Raw genomic sequence first — 15,832 nt, 5'->3', positions numbered from 1 at the left:
ACGAAATGATCAGTTTTTGGATTCGAAATTCGGTTGTTCGTTTCGTAGTATTGGCGTTCTGTTTTTTTATCTTTTCTTGTGATGAAAAAGAAAAAGCGGTAACTCACCAACATAACGAAGTAATGGTGACAAATCCAAAGCCATCAAGTCATGTGAAACTCGATGTGAAATGGGAATACACCTCGTTGCCATTGGAAATGGAAATTCGGGAACCGAGTGGAGCACAAGTTCTTGCTCTATGGACAACTGGCTCAGTCCCTGAAGGAAAAAGGGCTCCCTTTGGTGATCCGATTCCCAATGGACAAATTGTGTTGAAACCTGGTTCTAAAAAACAGTTTTTGCTCGTGATGAAAAATACAACGGAAAAACCTGTTTATTTTTTTGCTGCACCTCACTCGGCAATGCCTGTTGAACATAGTTTTGGATTTAAGTTCAAATGTTTGTGTGTGAATCATGCGTTTAGTGTGCCACCAAAGGAAACATGGTATCGTGTTGTGGAAATTCGATTGGCTCCTGATTATTTGGGGGACTCTCTTGTCTTAACTCACAATCTCATTGGTATCAGTCATGAAAGGATGTTACAATTTGAAAAAAGTGCAAGTAAGTCACTACCAAGTGAAATGGATTGATCAAAATTGATTTGGAGAGAAAAACATATGAAAATTTTAAAGAAAATTGGGTTCACTTTTGGAATCATCCTAGTGATCGGAATTTCCTTTTATGCATATATGGGCGGATTCAAACAAGTGGAAGTAGAGCGTGGAACATTTGGACCTCAAACAATCTTTGTTCATACGCATACGGGTCCATATGAAAATCTAAAAGAGAGTTGGGAAAAATTCCAAAACGATTGGGAATCAATTGGAATCACTGAATGTAATAGTTTGGCTTTGTACTTGGACAGTCCAGACACACCACCTGAAAAATTGAGATCTGTTTTAGGATGTCGTATGGATGGATTGTCGGAATCTCAAATCAAATCCATTCAAAACAAATTTGTAACATTTTCAATTCCCAAAATGAATTGTTTAACCGCAACATTTCCATTCAAGAATGTGATTTCATACTTTTTTGCTCCTATGAAAGTGTATCCAAAATTCCAAGAAACACTCTTATTGGAACCAAAAGAAACTTCTGTAGCGATAGAAGTGTATGGAGGATCTGCCAACTTTGTGGAAAAAATAGAATTTTATATGCCGATTGGTGTGAGTCGAGATGTCTTTTTTCCTTTAGAAAACTTATTTTTACAAAAATAATGTTCGCTTCGATTTGATAATCAGTCGGAAGCATACTTTCGACTGATTGTGTTTTTGTACGAATCCTTTCAGAAAGAATTCATTTGCCTATCTATTCGTTTTTCCCTTCCAATTTCAGTTAGGTGTAGGTTTACCTATTCCAATTTTTAGAATGTTATAACCTATTTTTTTCATTGATTTGATTATATCCAATGAATATTCCGAACAGATGTGAGAGAATTGCCACAGGAACAAAGTATAAAGGAATGATTGTCATCGGAAAGAATCCGATGATTTGGTTTGAAGGTTCCGTCATATAAACTTGGATCGGATAAGGCGCCGAGAGTACACCCATCATCAATGTATGGATTAAATTGATGAGCGAAAGTACATTCCAAATTAAGATCCATTTAAATCTCAGTGTATACTTTTTGGTAACGAAATAAAGAATTGGTGCTGTAAGTGCTGTTAGAATATCATAATTATTCCCAGTAAATGTCATGATCTCTGCTTGAATTCCGGATTGTACATTCACGAAAATAACCATTTCTGGAATCAATCTCCAGACTTGGAATAATAAGATTTTTTCAGATCCGAAGCTCCTAATTACACTAAATAGTGGTGATTTGATTATCAAAAGACCCGCGATGATCGTGAACGAAATGGCAAGGAGTGGCATTCTCGGCGGAAAGGAAAACGTTTCTAAGAAACCAAAGTAAGAAATAACTATATTGATTCCTAAGAGCAGGGAAACTTTTGACCAAGTGAGGATGATCGCATTTATTTGATTCGGGAAAACTTGAAATGCTTTTCTAAATAGATAGAAACTCATTAGAATCAAGAGGAAGATTGCCAAGCCAATCACTATGATTTGGTTTAGCCAAGGGATTGTTAGAGTATGTTCTTTCATACCCTTTATAATACGCGTTGAAAGAGCGATTGGGAATCCTCGTTTTGTCATGAACCAAACGAAAACCCATGACAAATGTCATGAAAATTTGAGTTTGCTATCACTTGGTTAAAAAATAAATCAATCTTTGGAATTTATCTCCTGTCGTTTGTGGGGATTCCAAATCAATGGTTTTTGCATACAAGTTGCTCAAATGATTCCGAAAAGTGCCATCTGTGATATCTAAATAAAACCGAATTTGTTTCTTAGAAAATCCTCTTGTGATCATTTCTGCGATTTGAATTTCTTTTTTTGTTACATCATAGTAGTTGAGTTTCTGTTTTAATTTTGTTGTATCGAATTCAAATTGAAAAGTTCCATTTTTTAAATCAATATCCCTATTCCAAAGAAAAGGATTTGAATTTTTTGATTTCATAAACTGAAAGAAATGGAATAAAAAAAATACAAATACCATACCTATTATAAACGAACCAAAGTATCGGATAGAGAAATTAAAATCCATAGCCCAATGGATGAGAATAAAACAAAGGATCGTACAACTCAGTACAGAAAAGAATTCAATCGCTAGAACAAAAAAGTGGCTTCTCCAATACCTTGTCAATAGCAAGGAAAACAAAACGCTAATGATCGTGTCTATTGCCATTCCAAAAGGAAAAACATTTACTCCAAACAATGCTAAAAAGTTACAAGAAAATCCGATCCACCAAACAACCAATAAAAATGAGAAATTCAAATTTTCTTTCTCTAAGGTTTCTTTGGGATTTAATAGTAAATACAATGAAATCAGAAAAGGTATAAAAAAACCAATTCCAATGAAGATTTTGGCTCTTAGATGTAAAATGGGCCAAAAGCCCCAAGGATTTCGATTCCATCCAGCGATTAGAAGTGATTCGCTTCGAAGGTAATCGATGTTTATGAAGAGGACATAGAATATAGTCAAAAGGAGCGCAATTTGAAGCAAACGAGAGTTTTGTTTTCTAGCTGTTAAGTTATATGTTACCTTTAAAAAAAGATAAGGTATAAAAAAGATGACTGAACGGAACAAGTGAAAGTATACATAAGCCTCTCCCTCTGATCCAGATAAAAATGTACCGATCAAAAAAGAATTTCCTAAAATTAACACAATGGAAACAAATCGGATTGTGATTAGGATTGGAAAGTTTTTTCCCAAAGTCAAAAGTAAAACTGAGAAATTAGAAACAAGCGCTGCCAATGATAATAATAAGGGGATTTGAAGATCACCGATCACAAGAATTACTCCAGATGGAATTATACAACCAAGCAGCGATCAAAATCAAATCAAAAACCTAAAGATTCTTACTTGATGTTCTTTGGACAAAGCTGAAAATAACCCTGTCATCAGTTTTGTTTTCGATATGTGAAAAAAAGAAAATAGAACAATCGAATCAATAATGCTTTTTTTCAGTAGGTGGTATTTATGCCAAAGATTGTGGATCATAATCTTTATCGAATCGAGTTACTTTCTAAATCCCTTCCAATTTTTGTTTCGAAAGGTGTTGCTTCCGTTTCGATGAGGGAACTTTCCAAAGAATTAGGAGTATCCACTGGCACCTTATACCATTACTTTCCTACAAAGGAAGCTTTGTTTTCTTCTATGGTAAAACATCTCGTATCATCTGATGCCGAGGCAATTCATAAACTTTCGGAAGAAAACGCAAATGTAAACGATATCATCAATTTTGTCTCCGGAAAAGAAGGACATTTTCTGAATTTGATGTTACTTGCGGTTGATGTCAAACGACAGCTCTCCGACTCAGAGGAACTCGCCCAATTGGTGGAAGAATCATTCACTTCTTATGAAAATGCATTGAATCGATTTTTCCCTAAGGAAACCGAAGGGAAAGGTGGGAAAGCATTTTTAGCTTTTTTTGTGGGTGTATTGTTTTTGAAATTAAAAGGAGAACCTGAAACATCATGGATCCATCTATTGGAAGGATTAAAATACTTAGGAGATTTATTCTCAGGCGACATTAATGAAATCTAGCCCTTGTTAGATGAAATGAATTTCGGAATACCACTTCTTTGGTTTGCGATTTTGGCAAGTTCGAGTTCTTCTGGACTCGCAAATTTTTGATCCCATTCAAGCACCTTGGGAACCATCAATCGGTGCCATAGTGGCGGGATGAGTGCAATTACGATGGTTGTCAGATACCCACTTATCATCATAGGCGCATTCGGAAAGGGTCTAAGATCTTGGTAAGCAACTTCTCCTTGTGCATGATGGTGGGAGTGGCGTGTCAAATTGAACATAGTCCATGAACTAATCCTTTTATTGGTATTCCAGGAATGCCTCGGTTGCACAGGCTCTTCTGGTAAACGAACCATTCCATAATGTTCCATATAGTTTACGATCTCAAGCAGTGCTTTCCCAAATAAACCAGATGCAATAAAAAAGAACATTCCCGTGATACCACTAATTAGATAGGCCAAAGTCACCAAACTGACACTCATTAAATGGCCTCGGAGATATGCATTGTGATAGGAAAGGATGGAGTAGTTCATTCTTTTTAATCGTTTCACTTCAATGTCCCAAGCGCTAATATTTCCTTTGATGGTAGAAGCAAGGATATGGTAATACACATTTCTGCCGCGGGGTGCTGTTGCAGGATCTTCCGTTGTGGAGACATACCGATGGTGTCCATACACATGTTCAATCGAAAAAATGGTATCAAAACTGAATGCAAGTAACCATCTTCCAATGAACATGGAAATCGGATCCCAAGTTCGATGAGTCAATTCATGAGCTGTAATGGTTCCAACAAGGCCAATCATTAAACCGGATAAGATGATTGCATAGACATGCTCTATGATTGTCGTATTTGTTTTCGCAAAATTAAAATCATAATCGAATATTTGAGAAAGCCAGGATCCAAATCCGAGGGTATCGGTCGGACTAACTGTCCATACGGAGCTAAAAAAAATGACACATAAAATAGGTAATGCCATCCAAAGTTGTAAGGTCAATACATCTGGTCTTGAAAAATTAGGAGTACTTTTGTCATCACCAGAAATCGCATCTCCAATAATATAAAAGAATAAGAGGGAAAAAAATCCAATCGTAGTATAGAACCCTCCCATAAGTAAACTCACTACAGACATGATCGCCACAGCATGGAATAAAAAAAATTTTAGATAATCAAAAAATCCTGCTTTGCTTCTATTCTGTATGTCATCTATGTTTAAACTCAAACTGTGATCGATTGTTGTAAATCGATCGGCATAAATGGAATGTTTTGGAATTCCCATTAAGGTTAATTCTTTGGTGGCAGAATCTACCATCGGAGGTGGTCCACATAGATACGCTTCTGTTTTATTAGTGATGTATTCCTTAATTTTTGATGTGACGAGACCTCGTTCTCCTTTCCAAGAACTTTCTTTTGGTTCTTCAGAGAGAACTGGAATAAAATTGAATTTCCCTTTCCATAATTTTTTTATTTTTTGAAGTTCATTCAGTTTGTATAGGTCTTCTTTTTTTCGAGCACCAAAAAGTAAGGTGAGCGGCCGTTTGGTGCCATTCAATATCCCTTGTTCTAAGATTGCAAGGATTGGTGATAGTCCACTTCCACCAGCAATCATAAGAATTGGGTTTTTACTATCTCTTAGATAAAAATTCCCAAAAGCACCTTTGACTTTTGTTTTTTTCCCAACTAAATTTTCATTGAATATATAATTTGATAATTTTCCACCGGGAACGTTTCGTATGATGAAAGACACAATCCCTTTCTCATTGGGTGCATTTGCGATGGAATAATTTCGTTCTGCATCCATTCCTTCGATGGAAAGAGATACATATTGGCCAGCCTTGAAGTTGATGGGTATTTTTAGTTGGATCGTGATTTCACAAATTTCTTTTGTTAAAAATTTTTGTCTGATGACTTGCCCTAAAATGAATTCCTTGTTTGGAACCCGAATCTCTACATCTGTTTGGGGTATGGATTGGCAAGCTAGGATATAACCATTGTTCAACTCTTCATCTGATAATAAATAACCTGTTTCCGTTAATTCTTTGACCTTCCCATGGATTAACTGGCATTTGCAGGTAGCACAGCCACCGACACGACAACTATGGGGGAAATCAATTCCCTGACGTAATGCCGCACTCAAGATGTTTTCATTGGAAAGAAGCTGAATCGTGGCTCCGTTGATTTTCGCTTGGATTGCGGTTTTACTAGCAATTGGTTGCATTGTCTTTTTTGTGCTGATTTGATCTGTTGAGAACATATCCAACTCCATTCCTTTTCACGCAATTGGCCCGAATCCAAGAAAGCATCATTCAACCCAATTGGGGCTTTTTATCGAACGATTGTTATAAATAAAGTAATGCGAACTTAAGTCAAACAGAAAAATTCTGTTTTTTTGCTTAGAATTGGCAGGTGGGAAATTGGTTCGGGTACTGGTCGCATGAGGGGGAACTCAAATGGATTTCCAGAATCCCAATGACCAAGAGAATTGCCACTTGGTCCGTTGACCTGGGGCATAAGAACTAGTTCCGAATCAGGATGGTCAGAAACATCCATTTGGAATTCGAAGACATGAGCTACTTTTCCCATGATATATCGTTTGTTTCCTTTGGTATTTGATAGTATTGGGTTTCTTTTTGATTTTAGTTATGCGTTATATGGGGTCAATCCTCCCTATTGATCCGATGGATCGACCTGAGATCATTTGTTTTGCTGAATCTAGAAAGAAATTGACAACGACCCTCATTCTTTGAGACGCAAAAAACATTTGTTAATTGAAAAATAATATAAAATGATTTGCTATTTATTCTGAATCAAAAGATAGTGGTAACAGATTCAAAATATTATCGTTTTTTTAACCACTAGTAGTCCTCACTTTCTTGCATTCTGATCTCTTTCATTAGTTTTCCCCTGCATTTTCGTTGTTGTTTTTACCTAAATTCCTTACCGGAAAGTCGTTTCTAATCCATTAAATTTTCAGAGTCAAATTAAACTAATAAGGACATCACATGTCAACAAACATCTATGTAGGAAACCTATCGTACGAAATGACGGAAACTAAATTAAACGAACTTTTTTCAGTTCATGGCGCAGTTTCATCAGCAAAAATCATTACTGACCAGTATACTGGCGGTTCAAAAGGTTTTGGTTTTATCGAAATGAAAGACCGAAATGAAGCTGATAAAGCAATTAGCGATCTAAACGGAAAAAACATTTTAAACCGTGAAATGAAAGTGAATATTGCAAAACCAAAAACAAACAACTGGAACTAATCATTTCAATTTTGTTTTGAATGGAATAGGCTAATGAAACTTCTTCTATATTGAAGGGATTCATTAGCTTGTTCTTTTTTTATACCTCTCTCATTTCCCACTGACTATACCCTCCACCAAATCTGGTAACATTCATTTCTCTTGATTGTAAAAAATTGAGTGCATTCACAGACAACAGGCACATAGGTCCTCGACAATACACGATGAGTTCCTTGTTTTTCGGAAATTTAAATGATTCAATTTCGTTATAAGGAATGTTCACAGCTTCTGGAATATGACCTTTTTTGTACTCTTCTTTGGATCTGACATCTATTAGCAGGATTCCCCCTTTTTTCATTTTCTTCTGCAATTCATCGAGTTGGATATTTGAGTTTTTGTATTTTAGTTTGGAGTTCGATTGGTCATCCAATGCCGAACTAAATATGGCAAACTTTTCTAATGCTAAAACTAATTCCTTCATTGGCCCAGATTCCCATCGATAGAGAATTCTTTTGGCTAAGATTTGTTTTGATTTCTGTACTCAGTCGGAGTTAATTTTGTAACTTCCTTAAAAGCTCTGATAAATGAATTTTTTGAATTAAATCCAACATCAAATCCAATTCTCAAAACTGTTTTTTTTGTATCGAGTAATGCGATTTTAGCATGTTCAATTCTTTTCTCTTGGATGACATCAATCAAACTTTTGCCAAAAAATCGATTGCATACTTGAGAAGTTGAATGATTGGATAGACCAAGTGTATTTGCAATGTTTGCAAGATTTAAGTCCCCATTGAATAAGTAATCTTTGTTGTTGACTATTGTTTCCAAATGTTTACCTAGTTCCAACATTTGTTTTTCTGGGATGTATGATTTTTGATATTTTGATGGATCCTGTTTTTGAATCTGAAGATGGTTCATTATATTTTTATCTAAATATATTCGATGCCAAGCAAACCCAAGAATCCAAATGGAAATTCCTAGATTGGAAATCGTTTCAGATATTTTCCCCGGTAGAATAACACATACCAAAATACAAAACAAGAGCCAAATGATAAGGTAGAGGAGGTATTGATAAAATATTTTTCCTTCCCAGTGAATGTCTTTAGCGAAATGTTTCATTTCGATTTGAAATCGGAAATACAATCTTAAAAAAATAAAGAAGGAATAACCGAGAATCATCATTTGGATGATGTTCAATTCGCTAAAAAAATCGTTTGTTGCGATATCGGATAATATCTTAATTTTATCTTCCGCGTTTGAAAGATAAAATGGTGTTTCATACAATAGAAATAGGATCGGAACGATTAAATAAATTGGATTCCAGATGGCTTTTTCTTTGGGAATACCAAAATAACGAACGACAGAGACCGAAAAGCTAGGAGCAATACAGAATCCAAATAAATAGCCTACTTTCATGAGGTGAGGGTATTCGATTATGTTTCCTGTGAAATAGACTAGGTTGCAAGCCATGAACATTGCTAGGAAAAGAAAGAAGAACCCAAGGTATCGACTAGATATATTTTTACTTTTCTCTTGAAGTCCAAAATAGAAGCCGAGAAAAATTGACTGGATCAATCCTGCGCTGATTAAAATCGAACCTAACATTCAAAATCCCTATCTTCTTTCATCTTCTCTTTTCTTTAATTCTTTGAATAGAAAGAATTTTTAAAAAAGAAAGGTCCCATCCGATGGGGTGGGACGACAATTTTTGAATCTTGGATGATAATAGAGATACATTCGATGCGAATAAGAGTTTTTCTATCTATTATTTTTCTTACGTGCTGTCTTATGGGACAATCTGTACATGGTACTCCAACGTTTTCTAAGGAAGAGTTTTCCGTAAATTTATTTCGAGCGCCCTCTATATCAAAGATACACTTATGTATGAACTTGGGTATCGCTTTATGTTATGGAAAGGATTTAGTTTTCGAATTGGATTGATCGTACTTTCTGCAGAGGGTTCTTCGACAGAGCTGAATCCAACACCTGGTATTAGTTATTCACATTTTTTTTAAGAGGTTAAATATGATAAAAGAAACAATCAAATGGAATCGAACGATTGGCATGGTATTGATTTTGATACCAATTCTGATTCAAATTCCCTATACGATTTTGATCATTCAATTTCAGTATCCAGAGATATTGAGAAAGCCAACAGAAGTGATTCTAAGGGAATTTCATCATGGTGGTTCCTCCTTCATTTGGACATGGTGGTTTTTTGGAATATCGGGACTTCCACTTATATTTGGATATCTTCATTTGTATTTGAACACGAAACAATTCAGTCCCTTGTTATCTCTGTCAGCTGTCATTTTTGGGATTGTTTCTTTGTTTTTTCAGCTCATTGGTTTATTGCGATGGGTATTTGTTGTACCTATTCTTTCCAATGTATGGATGGATCCAAATTCTTCAGAGATGATCAAACAGGCGGCATTACTCAATTTTCAAACGATCCATCATTTGTTTGGAGTTTTGATCGGAGAACATTTAGGTCAACTTTTTACAATCCTATGGATGTTTTTGGTGTCCCTTATGAGTTGGAAACATCAAATTTTTCCGAAATGGATATCCGTTTTTGGAATTGTTTCTTCTTTTATCTACACTCTTGCCCAATGGGAATTGTTTTCCCTCGTGGTGCCAGAAGTAGGTGAGATCCCATTTGCTGGACTCATTGGAAGTTTGTCTTGGTTATTTTGGATGGTCATGATGGGAATCCAGATGATCAAAAAAAATGTTGATCAAATTCCAAACTAATTGATTGAACTCGACTGACCGATCCGATCATAGATTGGATTGGTGGGTTAAGGGCAAGGATGTCCTACAATTTTTTTATACTTACTTGATAAGTAACATTGTACCAATTCTCGATCGCTTGCGGAGAGAACTTGGTCATAATAGATTAGGTCTCCAATGTGACCATCTAGATAATCTCCATTATTTGGATAAGTCCCTGATGACCAAACATACCTACCAATACTCATATCATATGTCATACAATCGTATGCCGTTCCTGGTATGGATGAACTAGATACAACAGATCCATTTTTGAAAATATTACCAGTGGTTCCATTGAAATCAAGTGACATGAGAATGTTTTCACCTACACCTCCATAGTCCGTAGTCGTGGCCAATTTAACATTATTGATTTGAATGTCAAAAAGACTTAAGGTATTGTTTGGACCATTGTCAGTTAAATAGAGGAGTTTTTTCCCATTGTGAAAAATCCCATCATTTCCAACCATTCCAACGTCGTTAAACATCGCAAAGATGGTGTTCGAAGTAGATATTAATTCAGGCACACAAGAAGCCGAAAGATAAGTAGCATTCGTTTCATAAAAACGTACACCTGGGAATCCACCAATTCCAGTTGGATTGTAAACAGGTTGCGCGGAAGCACCAGCTTGGCTTACGTGAAAATTATTTCCACTCCGATCAAGCCAATATGTGACACAATTGGTACCTCCGATACAGCCACCTGGTCCCTGTATGGCACTTTCAGGCATTAAAAAAAACTTTAAACTGCTACTGGCAAGTGTTTGGCTCCAGGAACTCACTTGTGTTGGATATGGACCTGATATGGCGCGTATTTCCGATACAGATAAAGGCCGATCGTAAATCCTAACATCATCGATCAGCCCCGAAAAATATCCAGTTGCAGTAATCAGCCTTCCAATGTCTAAACTACCACTGACACCCGTTAACCATGAGCTTTTGGAAAGAGAAATCCGCAACGTCCCATTTTCATAAACATCTGCAATTTGAGACATTCCATCGTAAACACCACATAAATGAATCCATTGGTTTGTAAATTCTTCATGAGGAGGAATCACATTTGCATCATCGTTCCATCCGAACATTCCTAAAATGGGGGAATTGACGACAAGTCCATTCCCTGTGGAATTGATTGCTGTTCCAAAGCTAAGAATGTATTGTCCAATGTTGGTAGGCGTTTTGAACCAAGCACATAAAGTACGACTACTTACTCCAATCGGAAGTCCATTGGGGTTTAGTTTTTGGAAATAAGAATTTGTGCCATTAAACGAATACGCTGTGTTCGGAAATCCATTTCTATCGGCGGCACCAACGGCAAAATTATTGGTGAGGTCATTCAAAAAATTTCCATAGTCTTTTCCACTTCCATTGAATGGATAATATGAAATGAGACCTGATGGAACTTGGATGGCTAGTTTTTGGATGGCATCATTATCGAGTGCACCATCAAAGAATTGAACGCGAGAGATTTTTCCTCGGAAGAAGAGTGCGTTACCAGCATCTCCTATTTTAAAGGTAGCACTCAATGGAGGTTGAGTTGGGTTTGTGGCAAATACGGCAGCGTCAGGTACTCCATTGATGAAAATCTGCCAGTTACTTGATAAGCGACGTACGGCAACATGAGTCCATCGGTTCAGGGGCATCTTCATCGTAGTTGATGGACCGTCCACAGCACCTAAACCAATTTGTAAACTGCCTGTTGAATCTATCTTCAATCCATATCCATCAACTCCACCTAAACCATTGTAAAGAATAAACTGATTTGAGTTATTTGCGTAGGAAAGAACCCAAGCAGAAAACGTGATGTCGTCTGTTTTTTGAGAGAGAAGTCCAGAAGAGTTGATGGAATCAGACAAGCCATTGAACTCATAGGCACCATTGATCACTCCATTCTCATCCGATTTTAAAATCGGCGAACCGATGATGGTTCCATGATTGGTTCCAATGGAATCATTTGCACTACCATCAAAAGAATAGTGTAAGATTTCTGCTGGCTCTAAAAAACGAATTGAATGGTTTGCTTGGTCTGAAATGTAAACTTTTTGTCCATCACTAGTGATGAATCCTGGAAATTGAAAGAGACCATTCCCAGTGGCATTGTCCGCATATCCTGGTGAACTTCCCACTAACGTAGTGACTTTGTTAGTTGATATATCTAAATGACGGATGCGGTGGCCTAACCATTCCGAGATGAATAAATTTGTCCCATCGGTTGTGATGCCATGCGGATCATTGAACTGCGCTGAAGTTCCAAATCCGTCTGTTGAAGCCTGGACTCCATCCCCTGCAATTGTATCAACAGCATTGGTTCCTGTAAGGTCAATCCTACGAATTTTATAACCACCACCTAAGCCAACATCTGTTACATAAAGGTAACTTCCAAGTCCTACGATACCGATGGGTGATACAAATCGAGCGTTCGTACCAATGGGATGATTGGCAAAACTACAGAACCCAGGTCCACCTGCCAATGTTGATACTGCCGTTGTCACGGGATTCACCGAACGGATGAGACAGTTTCCACGATCCACAACGTAAATCATCCCATTGTGGATTGTGATCCATGAAGGGTTTGTAAAGGTAGCTAAGATCCCAGAAGTATTATTTGATGCACCACCACCACCCGAACCAACAAACGTGGATACGGCGGCCGTCGCTAGGTTGACAATTCGGATTCTGTTTCCAGTCAGTTCTAATACAAATAGGTTGTTCCCGTTTGTTGTAATCCCGACAATCCCGTTAAACTGTGCAGCTGTTCCCACACCATCCAAACAATTGGTAGTCACAGCTCCAGGGCAAGTTGTGCCTCCTCCTGTATTGCCACCGGCAAGGATGGTTGTTGTCCCTGTTAGTTTGTCAATTTTCCGAATCACGGAATTTGTAGAGTCGACTACATAAATGAAATTTGAATCCGTTGCTAGCATAGCAGGACTGTTAAATCGAGCGGCTGAGGCAGTGGCACTTGGAACCGCACCACCAAAAACCGCTCCTGCCCCACTGGGAGTATTGGTAGGAAAGGATCCTGCAAGAGTTTTCACTGCTGTTCTTCGGTTGATTAAATTTGGTCCTAAGTTTGCACCTGTAGTTGAATATAAATTTCCAGAAACAATGTATCCTGTTACGCAAGTGATGAATATAGTTACATTTGCTGTGGTTACGGTACCAAATGAAAGAGAAGGGTTGTCAAATGAACAAACTGTTCCCACTGGTTGAGAGGAAATGGTGATCGCATAATTAGTACCTGACGGTTGAATTGTTGTGAATTTTTGAAGACCGTTGGCAGAGAAGTTTAATGTTTCTGTCGCATTGTTTTGAACAGAAATTGCGCCAGATAGTCCACTGACATTCACTCCCACTTCATAAAAGCCAGGGCCAATTCCGCATGTAACGCTAACGTTTGTTATGTGTGAATTTTGAACAACACCTTGTGCATTTGCAATTGAGCAGGTAAGCCCAACTCCATTCGTTGTTAAACTTACATTATAACTTTGTCCTGTACTTAATTTGGTAGGGAATGAAAAATTTCCATCGGAGGAGACCGTAATGGAATCATTCACATTGGTAAGGGTCACGGAAGTCCCAGGTAATAATCCTGAAACAGCTCCTCCAATATTATGCCCTGTAAATTGAGGTCCTGAAACGATGCGCAAAAAAGCAAAGTAGTCTAATGGACTTCTGGATAAAGTAGGGATCGAACAGGTGTAAAACAAAAAGGGAACGAATAAGACCATCAAATTCTTCATTTAGTCGCCCCTTTATTGATCAAGAATTGGTTCCTGTTCATTTTATTCAAGATATTTCGTCGGAGAGAAGGCTCTGTTTTCTCCAAAAAAATATAGATTCATGATGCAAAGGTTCGAAAGGAAATGTAGGGAAAATTTCTCAGTCATAGAAATTCAAGAATACTGGCAAAATTGGAAATAAAAATGTTCAGAAGTATATATCGGAACGACTGAAAGTAAAGATCCTACTATACTTTATGAGTCATGATGAAAATTAAAACCCACGGCATATTTTGGGACGAGTCACAAGTCAATCATTGGCGAATGATTTTCATCATCGTTCTTTTTTTTACACTGTTCTGTAAACCAAGCGATTTGGAAAATGCAAACGATCTCTACAGTCAAGAATTTGGTGAAACACAAATTTTGCTCTGTTTATTGAAAGGTCCAATATGTTCTCTCCAACAAAATCGAATCGCCATTCGGCCATTGGTTCATTTAGAGTTTAACAATGCATCATTGGCCAATTCTGGACCTGTGACTTTAAATTTTTCATCACAAGAATGGTCACCTAATTGGACAACAGGTAAAGATGGAGATGTCAATGGAGGGATCAATTTTAATACTAATAATAGATATTACTCTTCATTATTAGGTGAAGATGCAAGCTTACCATTGGGAGCAAATCCTAGAACACTATGTGCTTGGATCAAACCTTCTCAACTTCCAACAGACGGGTAGCATCAATTGGTCTTTCGATATGGAACGACCAACAGTGCCAATGCTTCGGTTTTGGCACTGTCAACGGCAACTACAAATAAGGTTTCTCTTTTGGGGAATGGGTATGATGCCCTCACAGATTATACAGTTCCATTGAATACTTGGTCACATCTTTGCACAACGTATAACGGCGGTAATACTGCAAATTTCTATGTGAATGGAAATTTTGTCGGAAGTCCGTCTTTTACCGGTACAGGACCTCTTAATACAATTTCTGGTTCCTTTGTCATTGGAACTTGGACTGGGAGTGGAGGATTACCATACTATTGGTGGGGTGATTCGGATGATCTACGAGTGTATGATATTGCATTGAGCGGTACACAAATTACCGAGATTTATCACTTGGGTACGGCTTACCTTGAGTGAATCGAATCGTTATAAAATCATTGGGATTAAAGGCAATTTTTATTAGATCGATATAGTAAAGTAATTTGGATACTTGCACCTGTTAGTTCAAAGTTTTAAGAGAATGTTTATATTGTACTGGACTCATGCCTGTCGTTTTTTTAAATTCGACGTTGAAGGCAGTTTTGGATCCAAACCCAGTCTCATAAGCTCACACCTAATTTAGAATTGAGCAACTCTGAAGTTTGTTGGACAGTCAGTCCAATGGCTCGTGAGGAAATTTCTAAATCCAGTTTATCATCAAGTTATGGTTTTGAATATTTCATCCATGAATCTAATTGAGTGAGTGATTCTTCTGTATTGATGGCATTGAGATTTGATTTCGTATATCGTAAATGACTATCCTTATCAGTTTTCAAAGAGAGAATTCGGTGTAGGATGTCATTTCGTTCATTCTCAAGTCTTTCATATTTTTGTAAGAGGTTGAATAAGGAAACATTCCTAAAAGATAAAACATAGTGTTGTAACTTATAATAAAGTAAGAACCCCAGCTAATTAGAAAAAAAAGAAATTGTCTTTCCCCTTTTAAAAAATTTCGGAATGCAGTTCCAAGTATCAGTGGAATAGAGATTAGATAAATGTATGTTGCAATCCTTGAAAAAATTTTGGTAGTATTTGCGATGAGAATGGCAGGAACACAAAACAATGCAAATAAACCGAGTACGACTAATATAGTATCGATTCTGAGATTTGTTACTTTTGGTATTTAATGAATATGAATCATTCATATTGCTGAAAATAAAAGCTAACGAAAATTAAGTGTCTCTAGATTGAT

The 15,832-nt window shown here is 37.1% G+C and carries 14 protein-coding genes and 1 pseudogene; 7 read left to right on the top strand and 8 right to left on the bottom strand.

The window, feature by feature from the left end; all coding sequences use genetic code 11:
• The first annotated feature begins 5 nt into the window (after positions 1–5).
• Positions 6–629, top strand: a complete 624-nt coding sequence (gene lsa20 / locus LEPBI_RS13800) for an LIC11469 family lipoprotein adhesin Lsa20 (protein WP_012389746.1) — start codon at positions 6–8, stop codon at positions 627–629.
• Positions 630–656: 27 nt separating this feature from the next.
• A complete protein-coding gene (locus LEPBI_RS13795; protein ID WP_012389745.1) occupies positions 657–1,256 on the top strand; it encodes a GyrI-like domain-containing protein in 600 nt (199 codons plus the stop codon).
• Between the two features lie 154 nt (positions 1,257–1,410).
• On the opposite strand, the gene LEPBI_RS13790 is transcribed toward LEPBI_RS13795, so the two are convergent.
• Together LEPBI_RS13790 and LEPBI_RS13785 are read right to left on the bottom strand one after the other, a co-directional pair.
• A complete protein-coding gene (locus LEPBI_RS13790; protein WP_226992795.1) occupies positions 1,411–2,145 on the bottom strand; it encodes a hypothetical protein in 735 nt (244 codons plus the stop codon).
• 100 nt (positions 2,146–2,245) lie between these two features.
• Positions 2,246–3,394, bottom strand: coding sequence for a helix-turn-helix transcriptional regulator (locus tag LEPBI_RS13785; protein ID WP_012389743.1), 1,149 nt, complete (start codon positions 3,392–3,394; stop codon positions 2,246–2,248).
• Between the two features lie 189 nt (positions 3,395–3,583).
• Between LEPBI_RS13785 and LEPBI_RS13780 the strand changes: the two genes are divergently transcribed.
• Positions 3,584–4,150 carry a TetR/AcrR family transcriptional regulator gene (locus LEPBI_RS13780; RefSeq protein ID WP_012389742.1) on the top strand — a complete coding sequence of 189 codons (567 nt, stop codon included), beginning with the start codon at positions 3,584–3,586 and terminating at the stop codon, positions 4,148–4,150.
• Here LEPBI_RS13780 and LEPBI_RS13775 read toward each other — a convergent pair.
• Together LEPBI_RS13775 and LEPBI_RS13770 are read right to left on the bottom strand one after the other, a co-directional pair.
• Positions 4,147–6,387 carry a fatty acid desaturase gene (locus LEPBI_RS13775; RefSeq protein ID WP_226992794.1) on the bottom strand — a complete coding sequence of 747 codons (2,241 nt, stop codon included), beginning with the start codon at positions 6,385–6,387 and terminating at the stop codon, positions 4,147–4,149. The genes LEPBI_RS13780 and LEPBI_RS13775 overlap by 4 nt on opposite strands.
• 107 nt (positions 6,388–6,494) lie before the next feature.
• Positions 6,495–6,716, bottom strand: a complete 222-nt coding sequence (locus tag LEPBI_RS13770; protein ID WP_012389740.1) for a hypothetical protein — start codon at positions 6,714–6,716, stop codon at positions 6,495–6,497.
• A gap of 419 nt (positions 6,717–7,135) precedes the next feature.
• Between LEPBI_RS13770 and LEPBI_RS13765 the strand changes: the two genes are divergently transcribed.
• Positions 7,136–7,399: an RNA recognition motif domain-containing protein gene (locus LEPBI_RS13765; RefSeq protein ID WP_012389738.1), complete on the top strand. Its 264-nt coding sequence runs from the start codon at positions 7,136–7,138 to the stop codon at positions 7,397–7,399.
• A 79-nt stretch (positions 7,400–7,478) separates the two neighbouring features.
• Here LEPBI_RS13765 and LEPBI_RS13760 read toward each other — a convergent pair whose 3' ends face one another.
• Complete coding sequence (locus tag LEPBI_RS13760; protein WP_012389737.1) at positions 7,479–7,859, bottom strand: rhodanese-like domain-containing protein; 381 nt, start codon at positions 7,857–7,859, stop codon at positions 7,479–7,481.
• A gap of 35 nt (positions 7,860–7,894) precedes the next feature.
• Positions 7,895–8,848: a helix-turn-helix domain-containing protein gene (locus tag LEPBI_RS13755; protein WP_226992793.1), complete on the bottom strand. Its 954-nt coding sequence runs from the start codon at positions 8,846–8,848 to the stop codon at positions 7,895–7,897.
• Positions 8,849–9,403: 555 nt separating this feature from the next.
• Here LEPBI_RS13755 and LEPBI_RS13750 point away from each other — a divergent pair.
• Entirely contained in the window at positions 9,404–10,132 is a 729-nt protein-coding gene (locus tag LEPBI_RS13750; protein ID WP_012389734.1) for a DUF4386 domain-containing protein, read from the top strand.
• Positions 10,133–10,179: 47 nt separating this feature from the next.
• Here the strand turns inward: LEPBI_RS13750 and LEPBI_RS13745 are convergent, their stop codons facing one another.
• Positions 10,180–13,893 (bottom strand): LamG-like jellyroll fold domain-containing protein, encoded by a 3,714-nt coding sequence (locus LEPBI_RS13745; protein WP_012389733.1) that lies wholly within the window; start codon positions 13,891–13,893, stop codon positions 10,180–10,182.
• 243 nt (positions 13,894–14,136) lie between these two features.
• Between LEPBI_RS13745 and LEPBI_RS13740 the strand changes: the two genes are divergently transcribed.
• Together LEPBI_RS13740 and LEPBI_RS13735 are read left to right on the top strand one after the other, a co-directional pair.
• The gene (locus LEPBI_RS13740) at positions 14,137–14,613 is read left to right on the top strand and encodes a hypothetical protein (protein ID WP_012389732.1); all 477 of its coding nucleotides are present in this window, start codon (positions 14,137–14,139) and stop codon (positions 14,611–14,613) included.
• Between the two features lie 6 nt (positions 14,614–14,619).
• Complete coding sequence (locus LEPBI_RS13735; RefSeq protein WP_012389731.1) at positions 14,620–15,018, top strand: LamG domain-containing protein; 399 nt, start codon at positions 14,620–14,622, stop codon at positions 15,016–15,018.
• An 82-nt stretch (positions 15,019–15,100) separates the two neighbouring features.
• Here the strand turns inward: LEPBI_RS13735 and LEPBI_RS19480 are convergent.
• A pseudogene (locus LEPBI_RS19480) lies at positions 15,101–15,757 on the bottom strand (AraC family transcriptional regulator); the annotation flags it as partial.
• Positions 15,758–15,832: the final 75 nt, after the last annotated feature.

Origin of the sequence: Leptospira biflexa serovar Patoc strain 'Patoc 1 (Paris)', from assembly GCF_000017685.1 — a bacterium.
Classification (GTDB): Bacteria; Spirochaetota; Leptospiria; order Leptospirales; family Leptospiraceae; genus Leptospira_A; species Leptospira_A biflexa.
The sequence above is the reverse complement of the archived record's forward strand: the minus strand, read 5'-3'. Positions and strand labels throughout refer to the sequence as shown.